We start from the raw sequence: 18,409 nt of genomic DNA, 5'->3' as shown, positions 1-18,409 counted from the left end.
CCCGCCCGTCTTCCGTGCTCGTGGTGGTCCCGGCAGGATTCGAACCTGCGTGTCCGCCTTGCGGAGACGGCGCGTCTGCCTCTGCGCTACGGGACCGGACAGCCTGCCCGGGCGGCCGGATTCGAACCGGCGTGACCCGCACTGCCAGTGCGGAGCGCCTGCCTCTGCGCTACGACCCGGGCATTGGGCGGCATCTTATCGCCGCGCGACACCGAACCGTCCCCCGACGGCGAGCCGGCCGTCAGCGGAGGAGGTCTTCCAGGGCGGTGACGGCGTGCGCGACGCCGTTCTCCGCCCGCACGAGCCCGCCGATCCGGTCCGCTCGACGGCGGAGTTCCTGGTCGTTCACCGCGGTGGTGATGGCCTCGGCAAGCGTGTCGGCGGTGAGCCGTTGTTGCCGCACCGGCGGCGGTGCAACACCGATCGCGTACGCCCGCTGCGCCCAGTGCGGTTGGTCGGCCACGAACGGGCACACCACCTGCGGCACACCGGCGGCCAACGCGGCGCCGGTGGTGCCGCCGCCCCCGTGGTGCACGACGGCGGCCACGCGCGGGAACAGCACGTCGTGCGGCGCCTGGTCGATGACGAACACGTCGGTCGACCCGGTGGAGGCGAGACCTCCCCACCCGGTGGCCAGCACCGCCCGCACGCCCGCCCGGCGCACCGCGTCGACCACGGTGCGGCCGGTGCGTTCGGCGTCACGGCCGGCCATGCTGCCGAACCCCAGGTAGACCGGCGCGGGTCCGTCGGCGAGGAACCGCGCCAATGCCTCCGGTGGCGACCACGGCCTGCTGGGCAGGAACCAGAACCCGGTGGTGCGCACCCGCGCGGGCCAGTCCGGGTCGACCGGCGTGACCAGCGGGCTGAACGCCTGCAACACCAACCGGTGGCCTCCGTCGGGTGCGTGCAGCAGGTCGTGGCCGTTCCGCCGGCGGGACAGGCCGAGTTCCCCGACCCGCCAGCGGTCGACGGTGCCGGCGAAGGCGCGCAGGGTCGCGGAGACGGTCAGGTACGTGGCGCGGTTGAGGGCCTTGGGCAGGCGCGGCAGGGGCACCATCGGGCACGGGAACAGGCTCGTCGGCACCCAGCCCGGCTGCAGGGCGGCCACGGCGGCGGGCACGTCGAGCATCTCGGCGACGTGCTGGGCGGGCACGGACGGCGTGTGCACCACGATGTCGGCACGAGAGCCGCGGGCGACATCGCCGACGTCGTGCAGCACCCGCGCCATCAGCGGTTTGATGCGGCGCGCGGTGCGCACGGCGGTGATCTTGCCCCGCAGGCCCCGGTAGCCGCCCTCGACCGCCTGCTTCACCACCGGGTCGTCCGCGAGCCGGTTCGGCCCCTCGTCCAGGGCGGCGAACTCCACCTCGTGCTCGGCGGCGGTCGCGGCGAACGACCCCGGCGCGGCCAGCAGCGCCTCGTGGCCGGCGCGACGCAGCGCCACGGCGAGGGCCAGCATCGGCTGCACGTCGCCGCGCGTGCCGTGGGTGACCAGCAACGCCCTCATCGTCCGCCCCCGTCCAGCTCGGTGAACGCGGTCAGCCAGCGGTCGTCGGTGAACACTCCCCTGGTGAGCATCTCCAGCCCGGCGCGTGCGCCCCGGGTGGCCGTGGCGGGTTCGGCCGGGTCACCGCCCAACAGGCGCCCGACCTGTTCACCGAGCACGAGCGGCGCGAGCTGCCAGGCCACGTAGACCACCGCGCGTGCCCGCGCGTCGCCGGTGGGCCGGACCTGGCCGGCCGCCTCTCCGTCGGCCAGCCACCTCTCGGTGCGGTCGACGATCGTCGTGAACAGCGCCGTCGCGCTCTCGGCGCCGTCGAGCAGCGCACGGGCCAGGTAACGGCGGACCGGGGTGGCCGCGGCGAGCAGGTCGGCCAGCGCCGTGACGTCGAGGTCGTCGTCGACGTCCATGGCCGCCAGCACGTGCTCGTCGCACGCCCTCCGCAGTCCCTCCTTGGAACCGAAGTGGTGCACGACCAGGGCGGGCGACACACCGGCGTCGGCGGCGATGGCCCGCACCGAGGCGCCCGCGATGCCGTCGGCGCCGAACCGGGCCAGCGCCGCGTCGCGGATGCGGGCGCGGGCGGTGAAGTCGGACGTGGCTGAACGCATGTACAGAGTATCGAACAGATGTTCAGCCCGGCGCACGTCCTTTGACGCGATCTTGACGCCGGACACCGCCGGGGACCGTGATCCCTCCTCCCCGACCGACCAGCCAGAGCACCGGGTTCAGCCGGCGTCCGGATTCGCGGTCCTCAGTGGACGGATCACCAGGGTGACCGTGACGCCGACCAGTGCCACCGCACCGCCGACCACCAGGTCGTTGACCGTCGCGGCCGTGGGGTCGACCTGGTCGCGGTAGCCGATCAGCCACGGTGCGGCGGCGAGCCACGCGCCCGCCGCGACCAGCACCGGACCGGACCACCTCGCGTCCGCGGGAGCCATCGCGCCGGTCAGCGCGACCACCACGACGACGATCCCGGTGACGACCTCGTTGCCGTGGCCGGTGAACCAGGTCCCGACGACGCCGTAACCCAGCGCGAACGGCGACACGACCAGCCACAGCCCGAGCAGGAACGCACCCGAGCTCAGCCGGGCGGCGATCGCGTAGCGGCGCGGCGTCCGCGGCGGTGGGGCGCCGACGACGCGGAACGAGTGGTCGAGTTCGTGGTCGATGGCGACCTCCTGGTGCGGGATTGCGGTCGGCGTGCCCGACCGCGGGCGGACGGGGTCAGTCGGCGAACCGCACCTTGGCCCACACGGTCGTGCTCGCCGCCGCCCAGACGACACCCCACTGCTCGACCAGGCCGTCCACGATCAGCAGCCCGGCGCCGAGGGGCCACGGCGCGCTGTGCCGGGGCGCGTGGTCGCGGACGCGGATCGTCAGCGTGTCGGTCCACTCGTCCGTCGTCAGCTCCAGCACGTAGGGCGGCTCGCCGTGGCGCCGGGCGTTGTCCAGCAGCTCGCCGACGACCACACCCACCCGCCGGGCGTCCTGGCCGGGCCGACCGCCGACGCGCTCCCGCAACCACGACGCGACCTCCGGCGCCGGCGGGGAGTCGTGGTCCGCCATGACCAGGGCGACGGTGTCGTGGCCGCGTGCCGGATCACGGGGTTGACGCTCGAAGTACACGTTCCAGCATCCCGTGAACCGGCCTCGGCGAACCTGACGATCGCCTTTCGGTCGCGGGTGCGCCGGGTTCACGCCGCGCAGTGCACGCACGAGTGCGGCCCGATCGCGCGGTCGCGGCCACTCCACCCGTCCGCGACCGCGTGGGTCCACAGCAGCCGCCAGACCGCGTGCGGCCGGCCGCCGTCGTAGGACCGACCGCAGTGGTCGCAGATCAGCAGGAGTGCGGCGGAATCGTGCTCGGCCGGAATCGCGGTCACGCTGCCGGAGCTCGACTTTCTCAGCGGGGGCGGGGAGGCGGGCGTCGGCCGCCGCGTTGCGGCCGACGCCCGGTCGTGCACAGGAATCGTCGTCGACGAGCGTGTACCACTGTGGCCGAGAACGGCGCGGGTGAACCTTGCGTTCGGCTTGCGATCCCCGCACGCGCCGACCTGTCCGTCGCCGACCCGACCCCCCGACCCCTGATGTGAAGATTTGTCAGCTACTCGTCAGGTCAGCCACCAGCCACCCGCCCGCAGGATGGACGACATCCCCGAGACGGAACCGGAGCAGCCCGTGGTCGACGACGTCCCCCCGCAGACCTTCCGCCGCGCGATCGGCGCACGTCGGCCCATCGCGGTCGTGGGACGCGACCGCGCGGCGCGGAGGTGAGCATGGCGTTCGCGGAACGGACCAGGTCGGTGCCGGCGGACGCCGAGGCGGTGTTCGACCTCGTCACCGACCTGGAGAACCTGTCCGCGTGGCTGCCCGCCGGCGTCGAGGTCGAGCGGTACGGGCCCAACCTGGTCCGGCTGTGGCTCGGTGAGCAGAGCGTCGAGCGGCAGGTCGCGGTCGACTGGGACAAGCTGCGGATCGACTGGGGCGGCCGGTCGTCGCCCACGTGCTTCGGCACGCTGCGGGTCCTGCGCGTCGCACCGGGCCGCAGCGCCGTCACCGTCCGGCTGACCGGTCCCGACGGCTTCCCCGCGCCCCGCCTGGACGACTGGCTGGCCGACGCGCTCGAAGCGCTGGTCACGGCGGTCGGCGCGGAACGCGGGACCTCTCCGGCATTTCCCGGCTGCGCTCCCCCGCCGGCGGAACGGCTCGCCCGCACGGCGGACAGGCGCGGGGTGGCTGAAAAGTGGTCGACTCGCGTGGGTACCGCCCCCGCGAGTCGCCACACCATCATGCCCTGACCGGCGCCCGCCGGACCTGACGAACACCTGACGATCCTCTTCGGCCCCGCGGGCCGGACGAGGTCAGGCGGTCAGCCGACGAGCCACCGCTGGACGGCGAGCCCGTTGCACGTCCACTGCTGCACCGGCGAACCTGCCGCCGTGCCCCAGTCCTTGTTGTCCAGGCACAGCCCGCTGTGCCGGTTGACCAGCGTGGTCGTGCCGTTGGTCGTCGTCAGCCGCCACTGCTGGACGGCGAGGCCGTTGCACGACCACTGCTGCACCGGCGAGCCCGCCGCCGTGCCCCAGTCCTTGTTGTCCAGGCACAGCCCGCTGTGGCCGTTGGCCACGGTGTAGTAGCCGTTGCCGACCGGGGTGAGGTACCAGTCCTGCACGGCGAGGTTGTTGCAGGTCCACTGCCGGACCTCCGCGCCCGGTGTGGCGACGAGGTTGTAGTCGTCCAGGCAGAGGGCGCTGTGCTCGTTGCGGATCCGCACGCGCGTACCGCCACCGGTCTCGCCGGACGGCCCCTGGAGCACGGTGGAGGTGGAGACCGGCACGCCGAGGTTGGGCGTGCCGTCGGCGTTCCAGGAGATCTTCTGCACCCGCGTGGTGCGCGTCTTGCCGCAGCCCTGGGACGCCGAGTCGTTGGCGTGGTAGGCGATCCAGGTCTCGGCGCCGTCCGGCGAGGTGAAGAACGAGTGGTGACCGGGGCCGTAGACGCCGGCGGCGTCGTTGCGCTGGAAGATCGGGTTCGCGAACTTCGTCCACGAGCTCTGCGCCAACGGGTCGCCACCGCGGTACTCCAGCATGCCCAGCTTGTAGTCGGCGGTGCCGCAGTAGCTCGCGGAGTAGGTCAGGAACGTCCGGCCGCCGCGCTGCAGGGCGAACGACCCCTCGTTGACCGGTTGCCCCTGCCGCTCCCACGCCAGGGTGGGCGCGGAGATGCGCGTGCCGTGCGTCGAGACCGTCGTCGGGCTGCTCATCGGCGCGATGTAGATCGACTGGAGGCCGTCGGCGTGGAAGGCCGAGTAGTGGAAGTACAGGGCTCCGTCGAGCTTGAGCACCGCGCCGTCGATCGCCCAGCCGTTGTTCGGCATCAGGTTGAGCACACCGCGATAGGTGTACGGGCCCGCCGGGTCGTTCGCGGCGCTCTCCAGCACGTGCGTGCGGCGCGACCCGTACCCGGACCGCGGTTCCACCGAGTAGTACAGGTACCAGCGGCTGCCGATCTGCTCCAGGTGCGGGGCCCACATCGTGCAGCAGCCCTCGTTCTGGGTCGCGGTGAAGATCCGCGTCTCCGGGGCGCTGCGCAGACCGGCGATCGTGGACGACCGCCGCATCAGGATGTCGGAGGTCCACGTCGTGGCGACGTAGTAGTACTGGCCGTTGTGCTGCACCAGTGTCGGGTCGGCGCTGTTGGGCGCGGGCACGACCGGGTTGGTGAACGACGGGCCGGGCGCGGCGTCGGCGCGGTCCTGGCCCACCAGGATCACGGACAGCGCGGCGACCAGGGCGACGGCGAGCGACAGGGCTCGCCGGCCCGCACCACGCCGATGGGCAAGCAGCATGAGAACTCCTGGGTCGGCAGGTCCGGCGAGGTCCTGACAGGACAGTTCGGGCCCGGGTGACAGCCCTCGGAGGGTTCGGACCCTGCGGTTGACGTGGAACCCTCCCGGCACCACTTCTGTTAGCGCTAACAACTACGCCACGCGGTTGACCCCGCGAAGAGGGTCGTGACATGGCCGTGGACAGGCGCAGAGAGCAGGGGCTCCACCGGGAAGCCCGGTCGATCGGAACGGTCGAGAGCGTGCCGCAGCACCGTAGCGCAAGTTTTTCGTCGCGAGCAAGACCTGATCGTCGAGCCCGAATCGTCGTCGGTTAGCGCTCACAACGTCATCGGTGGAGTCGAACGGGCCGTCACCAAGGAGCTAGATCACGGCAGGCGAGCATCGTTAAAACGCTTTCAGCCATCACCGCAATGCACGGGCACCACCAACCTTGCTGCTGACGAAGAGGGAGCCCGCTGTGGCCGGATATTGACAGCCGCTCCGGTCGCCTGGTTCGCTACCGGTCGAGGTAACCGTTTTCACGCGGTCGCCCGCACGCGCTGCCGTTCCCCGACGTGGAGGCACCGATGCCCCCAGTTCCTCGTCGCAGCTCCCTGGTGCGCAGCGCGCTCGCCGCCGGATCGACGCACACCGCCACAACCGAACTGTCCGATCGTCGGGGTGCGTGCCACACCCGACACGTCAAGGGACCATCATGAGACGACCGACAAAGACGTCCGCAGTCGTTGCCGTGACCGCAGTCCTGTCCGGTATCGCGGTGGCGGTGGTCTCCGCGCCCGCCGTGCACGCCGCGACGACCCGGTACGAGGCCGAGGCCTCGCCCGCCACCTGTGACGGCGCCGTCGCCTCGAACCACTCCGGCTACTCCGGCTCCGGGTTCTGCGACTCCGACGGCGCGGTGGGCGCGTCCGCGCGGTTCACGGTCAATGCGACCACCGCCGGCGCCGCGACCCTCGCCATCCGGTACGCGAACGGCTCCTCCAACCGGCCGGCGGACATCAGCGTCAACGGCGCGGTGGTGCAGGCCGGCTCCGCGTTCGACGGCACCGGCGCGTGGAACACCTGGGCGACCAGGACGATCACCGTCCCGGTGACCGCGGGCGCGAACACCGTGCGGCTCGCCGCGACCACCACCGGCGGCCTGGCCAACATCGACTACCTCGACGTCACCACCACCGACGGCGGCTCCGACGGGGCCAGGCGGATGGAGAGCCTCGGCCGCGGCGTGGTGGCGGTGCGCTCCAGCAGCACCGAGGTACTCGTCAGCTGGCGGCTGCTGGGGCTCGACCCGACCGGCATCGGCTTCAACGTCTACCGGTCGACCGACGGCGGCGGCGAGGTCAAGCTCAACTCCTCGGTGCTGACCGGCGGCACCAACTTCACCGACTCGACGGCCGACGCCACCCGCGCCAACAGCTACCGGGTGCGCCCGGTGGTCAACGGCGCGGAGCAGGCGCCCAGCGGCGCGTTCACCCTGGCCGCCAACCGCGCGGTCGAGCCCGTCATCCGGGTGCCGCTGCGCGCCGGCGGCGCGGTGAAGTTCCTCTGGGTCGGCGACCTGGACGGCGACGGCGAGTACGACTACGTGCTCGACCGGCAGACCTCGCCGCAGAAGATCGAGGCCTACCGCCGTGACGGCCGGTTCCTCTGGCAGGTCGACATGGGACCCAACAGCACCAACCAGAACAACATCGAAGGCGGCTCCGCGACGATCGACGTCGGCCACAACGACGGCGTCACCGTCCAGGACCTCGACAGCGACGGCCGCGCCGAGGTCGCCGTCCGCATCGCCAACGGCGTCACCTTCGGCAACGGGACCAGGTTCACCAACAGCGACGACAACCGCCAGTTCATCGCCATCCTCGACGGCATGACCGGCGCTCCCCGCGCCACCGCGCCGGTGCCGACCGACTACCTGGCCGACGGCCCGATGTACGCGCGCTTCGGCGTCGGCTACCTCGACGGCGTCAACCCGAGCCTGGTGGCGTTCATGAAGAACCGGATCGGCAGCGGCGACTTCAACCTCATGTTCACCGCCTGGCGGTTCACCGGCAACGCGCTCACCATGCAGTGGAAGTTCCTGCGCGGCAACCAGAACCTGCCCGACGGCCACAACACCCGCATCATCGACGTCGACGGCGACGGCAAGGACGAGATCGCCGAGATCGGGTTCGTGCTCAACGGCGACGGCCGCCTGCGCTACTCCCTCGGGCCGGCGGGCGTCGTGCACGGCGACCGCTTCCACATCGCCGACCTGGACCCGGGCCGTCCAGGGCTGGAGGGCTACGGCGTCCAGCAGGTCAACCCCAGCGGCCTGCGCGACTACTACTACGACGCCGCCAACGGCAACATCATCTGGCGCCACACCGAATCCGGCACCGCCGACGTGGGCCGCGGCATGGCGGGCGACATCGACCCACGCCACCCCGGCATGGAGGTCTGGGCCTTCTCCGGCCTGTACAACGCGCCGACCAACCGGCTCACCCAGTCGAGCACGTCCCTGCAGCCCTGGCCGCAGCTGGGCCTGTACTGGGACGGCGACACCACCATGGAACTGCTCAACGACGGCAAGTTCGAGAAGTGGAACCCGACCAGCCCCACCACCACCAACAGCGTCCCGCGCCTGCTCACGACCTCGCAGTACGGCGCGGTCGACGCGGCCCAGGGCAACTCGCCGGTCATCTACGGCGACATCCTCGGCGACTGGCGCGAGGAGGTCCTCTACACCAACGCCGCCTTCAACGAACTGATCATCTTCACCACCAACCGACCGAGCAGCACCAGGCTGTACACGCTCGCCCACAACCCCGCCTACCGCAACGCCATGACCCTCAAGGGCTATATGCAGTCGCACCACGTCGACTACTTCCTCGGCGCGAACATGGCCACGCCGCCCCGCCCGGCCATCACCTACCCGTCGAGGTAGGCACGTCCGCGTGAGGTGAACCGAGAAGCCGCCCGCCGCGGGCGTGCCAGAGGCGGCGGGCGGCTTCCGGTCGGATGCGCGGACCCGTGGGGCCCTCAGGAGTCCTACGCGGACGGCCGAGCGGGAATCGTCGCGGGGTCCTCCGAGTCACGCCGGGTGAGCACCAAGGGCTCGTCCTCGGTGATGGCGATCGTGTGCTCGGAGTGGGCCGTGCGCGAGCCGTCGGCCGAGCGGATCGTCCAGCCGTCCTCGTCGTAGACGATCCGGTCGGTGGTGCGGGTGAACCACGGTTCGAGCGCCAGGGTCAGCCCGGGCCGGAGCTTCAGGCCGCGACCCGCCCGGCCCTTGTTGGACACGTGCAGGTCCTCGTGCATGGTGCGGCCGATGCCGTGGCCGCCGAACTCGGTGTTGACCGGGTAGCCGTAGTCGCGGGCCACCGCCCAGATGGCCGCCGAGATGTCACCCAGGTGGTTGCCCGGCCGCGCCACCCGGATCGCCGCCTCCAACGCCTCCTCGGTGGCGCGGATGATCCGCAGGTCTTCCTCGGCGGCGGTGCCGACGATGACCGTGCGCGCCGAGTCGGCCACCCAGCCGTCGATGCCGACCGCGAGGTCCGCGCTGAGCACGTCACCGTCGCGCAGCGTGTAGTCGTGGGGCAGGCCGTGCAGCACGGCGTCGTTGACCGACAGGCAGATGACGTTGCGGAACGGACCGCTCCCGAAGGACGGCGAGTAGTCCCAGTAGCACGACTCGGCCCCACGCCGTTGGATCATGCCGCGCACGTGGTGCTCCAGGTCCAGCAGGTTGACGCCCACCTCGGCGAGCCGGCCGACCTCGGCGAGGACCTCGGCGACGAACCGCCCGGCCACGTGCATGCGTCGGATCTCCGCAGGCGTCTTCAACTCGATCACGGAATACCTCGCGCCCCAGTGTTGGTATAGTTATACCGTCACCGTAGCACTTGCCGGTATAACTATACCAACCCTATCCTGGGGACATGGTCCGCCAACCGCTCACCCCCGAGCAGCTCGAAGCCGGCCGACGCCTGGGCGCCCTGCTGCGCCGCGCGCGAGCGGAACGCGACGCGGCGGAGGTCGCGCACGCGGCCGGCATCTCGCCGGAGACGCTCCGCAAGATCGAGACCGGACGGCTGCCGTCACCCGGGTTCGGCACGATCGTCCGCCTCAGCGAGGCGCTCGACGTGCCGCTGCACGACTTGGCCGCCACCTGGCGCGGCGCCGACCAACCGCTGAAAGCCGTCTCGTAGCCGGCGGCGTCCTCCTAGCCGGCGTGGACGGCGGCCCGTGCCACCTGCCGCTGCCCGTCACGCAGGCCGGCGACCACCGTCCCCCACAGCACCGCCGCGCCGCCGAAGCCGGGCACCAGTCGCCACGCCCACTCCAGCCCCGCCGCGCCGAGCACGACGGTGAGCGCGGCCGTGCCGCAGAGCAGCGCGGCCAGCAGCAGGTACCGGTTGGCGCCGAACAGCTTCGCGAACGGCGCGAAGTGCGCGCCGACGGCGAACAGGACCCACGCCGGGGTCGCCTGGGCGAGGTCGAGGTGCGCCAGCAGCCGTGAGCCGGCGAAGATCCCGATCAGCATGAGCAGCACCGCGATGCCGTACCCCTTGCCGAACGGGCTGTCGGACCGGCCGCCGCCAGGGGGCAGCCCGCCGCCGGAGCGGCCGAAGTGGACCGCCCAACCGATCAGGCCGAGCACGATCGCGACACCCACCACCGCCAACGCCGTCGCGCCGCCCGTCACCGACCCGACGCCGGAGAACCACCACCCGCCGCCGAACCCGACACCGATCAGCGACGTGATCACCAACGTGATCACGTGACCCTTGGTGAACTGCTCGTCACTCATGCCGCCCCCACTGTCGCGATTGCCCGACACTTACCTACACGTCGAGAAATCGCTGGTCCCGAGCGGGGCACTGCTGCACATCCGCCAATGTGGACTTTGGATTCATTTCTGTCAACACTGAAGCTATTGAGACCGCTATCTCAGCGCAGGTATCGTCGATCGGACCGGTCCCGGAGCTATTGCGGGCGCACTGCCCTGATCCACAGGTGCCAAGGAACCGTGTCGTTGTCGACCTGCGGTTCCCGCAGCGCCTCGATGAGCAGACCGGAGTCCTCCAAGGCCGTGGTGTAGGCGCTCAGCGGGTGGTTCCACCCCTGGAACTTCATCGCCATCCCGTCCCGCTCGACCTCCTCCTCGAAGCGGTGACGTCCGAAGTACGGGCGGTCGAGCACGAACACGCCGTCACGGCGGCTGCCGGTGTTGGTGATCGGGTGGGTGATCGCCAGGCACAGCCTGCCGCCCGGTTCGAGCACCCGGCCGATCTCGGCGACGGTGCCCGGCAGGTCGTCGACGTCCATCAGCACGCAGTAGGCGATGACGAGGTCGAAGCTGTCGTCCGGGAAGGGGAGGTCCGCCGAATCGGCGAGCAGGTACCGACCCTCGGGGTGGGCCTGTCGCGCGGCCTCCAGCAGGGTGGGCGAGGCGTCGATGCCGGTGACCCGGTGCCCGCGCTCGACGAGGTCGCGGGACACCCGGCCTTCGCCGCAGCCGAGGTCGAGGGTGGCCCGGCCGGCGGTCGGCACCAGCTCGAAGAACGCGTCGCGGTAGCGCCAATAGGAGTCGAAGCCGGGTTTGCGCACCCAGGCGATCCAGTTCCGCGCCTGCGTCTCCCAGTCCTGCCCGGCCGCGGTCAACGCACTGTCGGTCATTGGCCGCAGCCTAGTTCGGACCGGGAGCCCGGCAACCGACTTTCCACGGCCGCGTTCGCCGTGCCGGTCTCAGCGGCGTGTCGGGAGGCGGACGGTGAACACCGCGCCGCCCTCCCCCACCCCGGCGAGCGACGCCGACCCACCGTGCGCTTCCGCCACCGAGGCGACGATGGACAGGCCCAGTCCCGCCCCGCCGCGGCCGTCCACCCGTTCCGAGGTGCCCCGGTAGAACCGCTCGAACACGCGATCGCCGTGGTCCGCGGCGACACCGGGGCCGTCGTCGGCCACCTCCAGCACGGCCTGGTCACCGTCGACGTGCACCCGCACCACCGCCCGCGTGCCCGCGGGCGTGTGCTGGGCGACGTTGGCCAGCAGGTTGGCCAGCACCTGGCGCAACCGGTCCTCGTCGCCCACCACCGCGACCGGCTCCGCGTCCACCTCGAAGACGTGCCCCGGTGACGCCGCACGGGCGTCGGCCACGGCTTCGGCCGCCAGGTCCGCCAGCCGCACCGGCCGCGCCTCCAGCGGCCGACCCTGGTCCAGGCGGGCGAGCAGGAGCAGCTCGTCGACCAGCACGCCCATCCGCTCGGCCTCCGACTCGATCCGGCGCAACGCCGTGGCCAGGTCGTCGAGCCGGGTCGCGGCGCCGAACCGGAACAGCTCGGCGTACCCGCGGATGGTGGCGATCGGCGTCCTCAGCTCGTGCGAGGCGTCCGCGACGAACCGCCGCAGCCGCTGCTCGGAGTCCTCACGCTCGCGGAACGCCGACTCCACCTGGCCGAGCATCGCGTTGAGCGCGGCGCCGAGCCTGCCCACCTCCGTGTCGGCACCCGCACCCTCGACCCGCCGGGCGAGGTCGCCGGAACCGATGGCCGCCGCGGTGTCGGAGATGTCCTCCAAGGGACGCAGACCGCGCCGCACCGCGCGCAGCGACAGCAGGGCCAGCCCGACCAGGGCGACCGCGCTGGTGATCACGGCGACGTTGGCGACCCGGGAGCTCAGCTCGGCGTAGTCCTCGGTGCGCATCGCGACGACCAGGACGTCGCCGCCCTCGGCCACCCTCGACGTGCGGACCAGCCAGTCGGGGTCGACCTCCGCGAACCGCCCGCCGTCGGGGTTCCCGGCGGTCACCGGACCCGGCCACAGCGCCGCGGGCAGCGGGTCCGCCAGGTCGGGCGCCCCGCCGACCGCCGCCGTGTCCCGCACCCGGCCGTCCGGGGTCCTGACCTGGAAGAACGACGGCACCTGGCCCTGCTCCGCCGCCGCACGCAGCGGCCCGTCGACCGCCGTCGGCCCGATGCCCGCGAGCACGTCCTCGCGGAACCGGTGGCCCACCGAGGCCAGCACGTCGTCGTTGACGTCGCCCGACCAGTCCTGCAACGCGCCGAAGATCGCGCCGACCGACGCGCCGAGGGCGAGCACCAGCAGGCCCACCATGGTCAGCACGAGCCGGGTGCGCAGCGACATCAGGTGGACGAGCCCTTCCGGGGCCACCCGTCCGGGACCTGCAGGACGTAGCCGACCCTGGGCACGGTGTGGATCAGCGGCGGTTCGAAGGCGTCGACCTTGCGCCGCAGGTAGGAGATGTAGGTCTGCACGACCCCGTCGTTGCCGTTGAAGTCGTACTCCCAGACGTGGTCGAGGAGCTGCCGCTTGGACAGCACCCGCCCGGCGTTGGCCGCCAGGTACCGCAGGAGCTTGAACTCGGTCGGGGTCAGGTCGACCGGCTCGCCGTGCCGGCGCACGCGGTGCGCGTCCTCGTCGACCTCCAGGTCGGCGAACCGCAGCACGGCCCCGCCGCGCGCGTCCGGGCTCGTCCGCCGCAGCACGGTCTGGACCCGCACGACCAGCTCCTCCAGGCTGAACGGCTTGGTGACGTAGTCGTCGCCGCCCGCGGTCAGGCCCGTGATCTTGTCCTCGGTGGCGTCCCGGGCGGTGAGGAACACCACGGGCGCCCGGACGCCGTCGCGGCGCAGCCGGCGGCACAGGTCGATGCCCGAGGTGTCGGGCAGCACCACGTCGAGCACGATGAGGTCCGGCCCGAACGTGCCGACCCGGCTCAGGGCCTCGCCGCCGGAGTTCACCGTCGCGGTCTCGAAACCCTTGTAGCGCAGGGCCGTCGCCACCAGGTCGGCGAGGTAGCGCTCGTCGTCGACGACCAGGACTCGGGTCGATCTGTCGGTCACGCGCACAGTGTGCCGCAGCGCCGGCGCGTGATCCGGTTTTGACAGAGAACTCCCAGGACGGTCGCAGCGGCCCGGAAGATCCGCCTGGTGACCTGGTCGCCATGGAAAACCTGTCCAGGTTCGTGTTGGGCCGCAAGCGCCTGGTCGGCGTGCTGACCGCGGCCCTGCTGCTCGCCGGCGGCGCGGCGATCGCGCTGGTGCTGCCCTCGGTGTCCGAACGCAACGCCTACCCCGGTCTGCCCGGCTACGAGGCGAACCAGCGGATCGCCTCCACCTACGGCACGGGCGGCTACGAGCGCCCGTTCGTCCCGGTGATCACGCTCCCGGAAGGCACGACGGTCTCCTCGCCGGGCGTGCGAGCCGCGTTGGGCGAGGCGTTCGACGCTGTCGCCGCCGCGACGCACGCCCGGGTCGTGTCCTTCGCCGACACCGGTGACCCGGTGTTCGTCGGCGACGGTGGTCGCACCACGTTCGGGCTGGTGTTCGGCGGACCCGTGGAGCAGGGCGGGCTGCCGGGCAGCGCCCTCGGCGAGGGCTCCGACCTCGATGCGACGATCGCCGAGGCCCTGCGGCCGGAGTTGCCGCCCGGCGCCGAGCTGCACGTCACGGGCCTGGACGCGCTGGCGACCGGAGCGGACGCGGGCGGGCTGAACGTGCCCGTCAAGCTGCTGGTCACCATCGCGGCCGCCGTCGCGGTGCTGGCCTGGGTGTTCCGGTCCGCGCTCGCCTTCGTGCCGCTGGTGACGGCGTTCGTCGCGGTGCCGGTGTCGTTCGTGGGCCTGCTGGTGGCGAGCGCCTTCATCGACGTGCACGAGACGACGCTGATCATGCTGCCGCTGTTCGGGATCGGCATCGCCGTCGACTACGCGCTGATCCTGGTGACCCGGTGGCGCGAGGAGCGGGCGCGGGGCGTTGAGGGTGACGCCGCGGTGCACCGCGCGATGGCCACCGCCGGCCACGCGATCGTGTTCAGCGGCGGCGCGGTGGCCATCGGTCTGATCACCATGATCGTGCTGCCGATCCCGCTGCTGCGCAGCCTCGGCGTCGGCGGCACGCTGGTCACCGCCGCGTCCGCGCTGGTCACGCTGACCCTGGTGCCGCTGGTGCTGTCGTCGGCGGGACGTCGGCTCGACCGGGTCGACCGGCGCGAGGAGTCGGCCGGCCGCTGGTGGGCGTCGTGGGCGCGGGGCGTGGTGCGGTTCCGCGTGGTCGCCGTCGTGCTGGCGGGCGGCGTGCCGGCCGCGCTCGCGCTGGTCGCGACGGATCTCAACCTCAAGGTGCCGGAAACGGCGAACCTGGCCCGGTCCGGTCCCGCGAGGGACGGGCTGTCGGCGCTGCGGGACGCGGGCATCCCGTCCGGGACGCTCACCTCGTTCGACGTGTTCGTCCCCGCGGGCACGTCCGCCGCGGACGTGGTGGCGCGGCTGCGCGACGTCCCCGGCGTGCACGGCGCGGTGACCGCCGCCGACCCGGCCTGGCAGCGGGACGGATCGGCCCTGGTGACGGTGATCCCGGCGGACGAGGGCGGCACCACCGCCGGTGAGCGGACCGTCGAGCGCGTGGTCGACGCCGTGCCGGACGGGACCCTGGTCGGCGGCAACGTCACCCAGCAGGTGGACTACGTGGACGTCACCTACACCGCGTTCCCGTGGATGCTGGCCCTGCTGTCGGTGGCGACCTACGTCATGCTGGCCCGCGCGTTCCGGTCTCTGCTGCTGCCGTTGAAGGCGATCCTGCTCAACCTGCTGTCGCTGGGCGCGGTGCTCGGCGCGATGGTGCTGCTGTGGCAGTGGGGGTGGGGCACCGAGGCGCTGCTGGGCCTCCGGCCGGACGGCGCGATCGGGACGTTCGTGCCGATCACCGTCTTCGCGTTCCTCTACGGGCTGTCGACGGACTACGAGGTGTTCATCATCGCGAGGATGCGCGAGGAGTACGACCGCACCGGCGACACCACGACCGCCGTGGTGCACGGGGTCCGGCGCACCGGGCGCCTGGTGACGTGCGCGGCGCTGATCCTGTTCCTGTCGTTCGCCTCGATGGCGTTCGGCGGTGAGCTGGACGTGGCCGTCTTCTCGTCGGGTGTGGCGCTGGGCATCGTCCTGGACGCGACGCTGATCAGGTCGGTGCTGGTGCCCGCGGCGGTGGCGGTGATGGGGCGGTGGAACTGGTGGCTGCCAACGTGGGCAGCCCGCGTGCTGCGCGTGCCGGCGTCGCCGCTGCGCGAGGACCGCCTCCTCGGCGACCCGGCGTGACCCCCGGTGGTGCGTCCGCCGGTGATCACCTGCACTATCGGGGCATGCGCAGCTCACTGTTCAACCACGCCGAGCGGTCCGTCGAGCCCGGCAGCTTCCAGTTGCAGAACGACCGCATGCTCAAGGTGGACCTCACCGGCAGCGGCGGGTTCTTCTTCGCCAAGCAGGGGTCGATGGTCGCCTACCAGGGCGACGTCGACTTCGCCTACGAGGGCAGCGGCGGTCTCGGCAAGCTGTTCAAGAAGGCCTTCACCGGTGAGGGCATGTCGTTGATGAAGGTGTCCGGCAGCGGGGACGTGTTCCTCGCCCAGGACGCCGACGAGGTGTTCGTGCTCTACCTGGAGGACGAGGGCGTCACCGTCAACGGCCGGAACGTGCTCGCGTTCGAGAGCACGCTCACGTGGGACATCAACCGCGTCGAAGGCGCGTCGATGCTCAGCGGCGGCCTGTTCAACACGACGTTCACCGGCACCGGCGCGCTCGCCGTCACCGCCTTCGGCACGCCGGTCGTGCTGAACGTGGACGTGCCGACGTACGTCGACATGCAGTCCTCCGTCCTGTGGTCCACCTCGTTGCAGTCCTCGATCCGCAAGACCGCCAAGCTCGGCGCCGCCATCGGGCGCGGCTCGGGTGAGGCGTACCAGCTCGCGCTGTCCGGCCAGGGCATCGTCGTCGTGCAGGCGTCGGAAGGCCACCCGACCCCGCCCAAGCAGTGACGCGCACCGCGGCCGGGTCGTGCTCACGCCCGGCCGCGGGTCCTCTGTGGACGATGTCCGCGACGCCGTGGGGATCGCACTCGTAGCGCGACGTCCGGCGCGAGTCGTGGTGCCGACGGCGACACCGTGACCGTCACCGAACGGCGATGACCGACAACCGATCGAAGGACACCGCCCTCAGAGCCGCCGGGCGCGGAGCACGCCGGTCTGCATGGGCAGGGTGAACCCGCCCCGGCCGGTTTCCGGTCGGCTCGCGAGGAAGGCCCGGATCGCGCCGAGCGTGGCGTCGCGGTCCCGTTCCGGCATGACGAGCATCCCGGCGCGGGTCGCGAGCGTCGCGACGAGGGAGTCGGCGGTGCGGCGCTGCCCGTGCGGGAACTCGACCTGCTCCGGTGAGCCGAACCGGGCGGCCCCGGTCTCCGGAAGGTGCAGGCCCGCCGTCGCCGCGCGCCAACTGATCACCGTGTCACGCGGACCGACCGCCGCGCTCCCGGCGACCCGCGTGAGTCCCGCGACCCAGTCGACCCGGTCGTCCAGCACGTTCCACAGGCCGGCCGGCACACCGCCGGGCGCGAGCACCCTGGCCATCTCCGGCCCCGCCACGGCGAGGTCGAACCAGTGCAGGGCGTTGCCGGCCAGCACCGCGTCGACCGACGCGTCCGGCAGGGGGATCGCCTCCGCGCTACCCGCCAGGGCACGGACGCCAGGCAACGCGCGGCGCAACTCGGTCAGCATCGCCGGGTCAGGCTCGACCGCGACGACGTCGGCGCCCGACGCGAGCAGCGTGGCCGTCAGCTTGCCGGTTCCGGCGCCGAGGTCGAGTACGCGCCGGCCGGGCGCGAACTCCACCGCCCACCGCACCGCGGCCCGCGCGTAGTCCGGGCGGTGCTCGGCGTACGCGGCCGCCGCCGTGCCGAACGACGAGCCGAACGACGAGCCGAGCAGGCCTCGCTCTCCCACTGCCCCCACCCCCGCCGACGTGCCCCCGGTTAGACGGCTTCCAGGACGAAGAACAGGAAGCTCAGGAAGGCACCGGAGGGGAACTTCGCCAGCTCGTCGGGGAACAGCTCGCGGGCTTCCGGCGCCGGGTGCGGTTCGCTGATGACGGCGGTGCGGAAGCCGGCCGCGGTGAAGGCGTCGGTCATCGCGTGCAGCGGCCGGTGCCAGTAGGTGAGCACGGCCGGCTGACCGTTGAAGCTGTGCTCGCTGGACCACTTGCTGGTCGCGAAGTAGTCGGCCGCGGGATCCACCAGTTTGACGAGGAGGGGGTGGTTGACGACCACGACCAGCCGCCCGCCGGGCTCCAGCACGCGCCGCAGCTCGGCCAGCGGTCCGGTCCAGTCCTCCAGGTAGTGCAGCACCAGGGCCGCGACGACGTCGTCGAACGCGGCGTCGGGGTACGGCAGCGGCGCGGCGATGTCGGCGACCCGCAGGTCCACGTCGTCGCCCAGTCGCCGCCGGGCGAGCTCCACCATCTTGGCGCTGCGGTCGAAACCGGACACGACGGCGCCGCGGTCGCGCAGCGCCGCGGTCACCGTGCCGGAGCCGCAGCCGGCGTCGAGGATCCGCCGCCCGGCCACGTCCCCGACCAGGTCGAGGACCGCGGGCAGGGTGTAGTAGGCGTTGAGGAGGCTGGTCTCGTTCTCCGCCGCGTACGCCTCGGCGAAGCCGTCGTAGTCGTTCTCCACGGCCACGCCGGCGGAGCTCTCGAGATTGGCAGGCATGGACCCATACTG

At 72.1% G+C, this 18,409-nt stretch carries 18 protein-coding genes and 2 tRNA genes; 5 read left to right on the top strand and 15 right to left on the bottom strand.

Annotated features, from left to right (window positions below):
• Positions 1-21: 21 nt before the first annotated feature.
• From AB0I91_RS29660 to AB0I91_RS29630, 7 genes are all read right to left on the bottom strand, one after another.
• A tRNA-Ala gene (locus tag AB0I91_RS29660) sits at positions 22-96 on the bottom strand.
• A 10-nt stretch (positions 97-106) separates the two neighbouring features.
• Positions 107-180 (bottom strand) — tRNA-Ala (locus AB0I91_RS29655).
• Between the two features lie 61 nt (positions 181-241).
• Positions 242-1,507, bottom strand: a complete 1,266-nt coding sequence (locus AB0I91_RS29650; protein ID WP_499639879.1) for a glycosyltransferase — start codon at positions 1,505-1,507, stop codon at positions 242-244.
• On the bottom strand, positions 1,504-2,112 hold the full coding sequence (locus AB0I91_RS29645) for a TetR/AcrR family transcriptional regulator (protein WP_499639877.1): 609 nt from the start codon (positions 2,110-2,112) through the stop codon (positions 1,504-1,506). Before AB0I91_RS29645 ends, AB0I91_RS29650 begins: the two co-directional genes overlap by 4 nt.
• Positions 2,113-2,229: 117 nt before the next feature.
• Positions 2,230-2,790, bottom strand: coding sequence for an SPW repeat domain-containing protein (locus AB0I91_RS29640; protein ID WP_499639875.1), 561 nt, complete (start codon positions 2,788-2,790; stop codon positions 2,230-2,232).
• On the bottom strand, positions 2,732-3,133 hold the full coding sequence (locus AB0I91_RS29635; RefSeq protein ID WP_499639873.1) for an ATP-binding protein: 402 nt from the start codon (positions 3,131-3,133) through the stop codon (positions 2,732-2,734). Before AB0I91_RS29635 ends, AB0I91_RS29640 begins: the two co-directional genes overlap by 59 nt.
• A 68-nt stretch (positions 3,134-3,201) precedes the next feature.
• Entirely contained in the window at positions 3,202-3,390 is a 189-nt protein-coding gene (locus AB0I91_RS29630) for a hypothetical protein (RefSeq protein WP_498780891.1), read from the bottom strand.
• A 393-nt stretch (positions 3,391-3,783) separates the two neighbouring features.
• Here AB0I91_RS29630 and AB0I91_RS29625 point away from each other — a divergent pair, with 393 nt between their 5' ends.
• Positions 3,784-4,305 (top strand): SRPBCC family protein, encoded by a 522-nt coding sequence (locus AB0I91_RS29625; protein ID WP_498780888.1) that lies wholly within the window; start codon positions 3,784-3,786, stop codon positions 4,303-4,305.
• Positions 4,306-4,376: 71 nt separating this feature from the next.
• Here the strand turns inward: AB0I91_RS29625 and AB0I91_RS29620 are convergent, their stop codons facing one another.
• Complete coding sequence (locus AB0I91_RS29620) at positions 4,377-5,855, bottom strand: family 43 glycosylhydrolase (RefSeq protein ID WP_499639871.1); 1,479 nt, start codon at positions 5,853-5,855, stop codon at positions 4,377-4,379.
• 730 nt (positions 5,856-6,585) lie between these two features.
• Here AB0I91_RS29620 and AB0I91_RS29615 point away from each other — a divergent pair.
• On the top strand, positions 6,586-8,781 hold the full coding sequence (locus AB0I91_RS29615) for a rhamnogalacturonan lyase family protein (protein WP_499639869.1): 2,196 nt from the start codon (positions 6,586-6,588) through the stop codon (positions 8,779-8,781).
• A gap of 104 nt (positions 8,782-8,885) precedes the next feature.
• Here AB0I91_RS29615 and map read toward each other — a convergent pair whose 3' ends face one another.
• Positions 8,886-9,692 carry a type I methionyl aminopeptidase gene (gene map / locus AB0I91_RS29610; RefSeq protein WP_498780884.1) on the bottom strand — a complete coding sequence of 269 codons (807 nt, stop codon included), beginning with the start codon at positions 9,690-9,692 and terminating at the stop codon, positions 8,886-8,888.
• A gap of 86 nt (positions 9,693-9,778) precedes the next feature.
• Between map and AB0I91_RS29605 the strand changes: the two genes are divergently transcribed.
• On the top strand, positions 9,779-10,048 hold the full coding sequence (locus AB0I91_RS29605) for a helix-turn-helix domain-containing protein (protein WP_498780882.1): 270 nt from the start codon (positions 9,779-9,781) through the stop codon (positions 10,046-10,048).
• A 14-nt stretch (positions 10,049-10,062) separates the two neighbouring features.
• Here AB0I91_RS29605 and AB0I91_RS29600 read toward each other — a convergent pair whose 3' ends face one another.
• The 4 genes from AB0I91_RS29600 to AB0I91_RS29585 all read right to left on the bottom strand — a co-directional run bounded on the left by AB0I91_RS29600 (position 10,063) and on the right by AB0I91_RS29585 (position 13,705).
• Entirely contained in the window at positions 10,063-10,650 is a 588-nt protein-coding gene (locus tag AB0I91_RS29600) for a DUF7010 family protein (protein ID WP_498780880.1), read from the bottom strand.
• A gap of 176 nt (positions 10,651-10,826) precedes the next feature.
• Positions 10,827-11,519 (bottom strand): class I SAM-dependent methyltransferase, encoded by a 693-nt coding sequence (locus AB0I91_RS29595; RefSeq protein ID WP_499639867.1) that lies wholly within the window; start codon positions 11,517-11,519, stop codon positions 10,827-10,829.
• Between the two features lie 69 nt (positions 11,520-11,588).
• Positions 11,589-13,013, bottom strand: a complete 1,425-nt coding sequence (locus AB0I91_RS29590; protein ID WP_499639865.1) for a sensor histidine kinase — start codon at positions 13,011-13,013, stop codon at positions 11,589-11,591.
• Positions 12,986-13,705, bottom strand: coding sequence for a response regulator transcription factor (locus tag AB0I91_RS29585; protein ID WP_499639863.1), 720 nt, complete (start codon positions 13,703-13,705; stop codon positions 12,986-12,988). Before AB0I91_RS29585 ends, AB0I91_RS29590 begins: the two co-directional genes overlap by 28 nt.
• A 101-nt stretch (positions 13,706-13,806) precedes the next feature.
• On the opposite strand from AB0I91_RS29585, the gene AB0I91_RS29580 reads away from it, so the two are divergent.
• Complete coding sequence (locus tag AB0I91_RS29580; RefSeq protein ID WP_499639862.1) at positions 13,807-15,957, top strand: MMPL family transporter; 2,151 nt, start codon at positions 13,807-13,809, stop codon at positions 15,955-15,957.
• 44 nt (positions 15,958-16,001) lie between these two features.
• Complete coding sequence (locus tag AB0I91_RS29575) at positions 16,002-16,673, top strand: AIM24 family protein (protein ID WP_498780870.1); 672 nt, start codon at positions 16,002-16,004, stop codon at positions 16,671-16,673.
• A gap of 177 nt (positions 16,674-16,850) precedes the next feature.
• On the opposite strand, the gene AB0I91_RS29570 is transcribed toward AB0I91_RS29575, so the two are convergent.
• Together AB0I91_RS29570 and AB0I91_RS29565 are read right to left on the bottom strand one after the other, a co-directional pair.
• Entirely contained in the window at positions 16,851-17,633 is a 783-nt protein-coding gene (locus tag AB0I91_RS29570; protein WP_499639860.1) for a class I SAM-dependent methyltransferase, read from the bottom strand.
• A gap of 29 nt (positions 17,634-17,662) precedes the next feature.
• The gene (locus AB0I91_RS29565) at positions 17,663-18,397 is read right to left on the bottom strand and encodes a class I SAM-dependent methyltransferase (protein ID WP_498780867.1); all 735 of its coding nucleotides are present in this window, start codon (positions 18,395-18,397) and stop codon (positions 17,663-17,665) included.
• Positions 18,398-18,409 lie beyond the last annotated feature (12 nt).

The organism is Actinosynnema sp. NPDC049800, assembly GCF_040656635.1.
In the GTDB taxonomy this organism is placed as follows: Bacteria; Actinomycetota; Actinomycetes; order Mycobacteriales; family Pseudonocardiaceae; genus Actinosynnema.
Note: the sequence above shows the minus strand (reverse complement) of the source record. Positions and strands in the feature narration are given on the sequence as shown.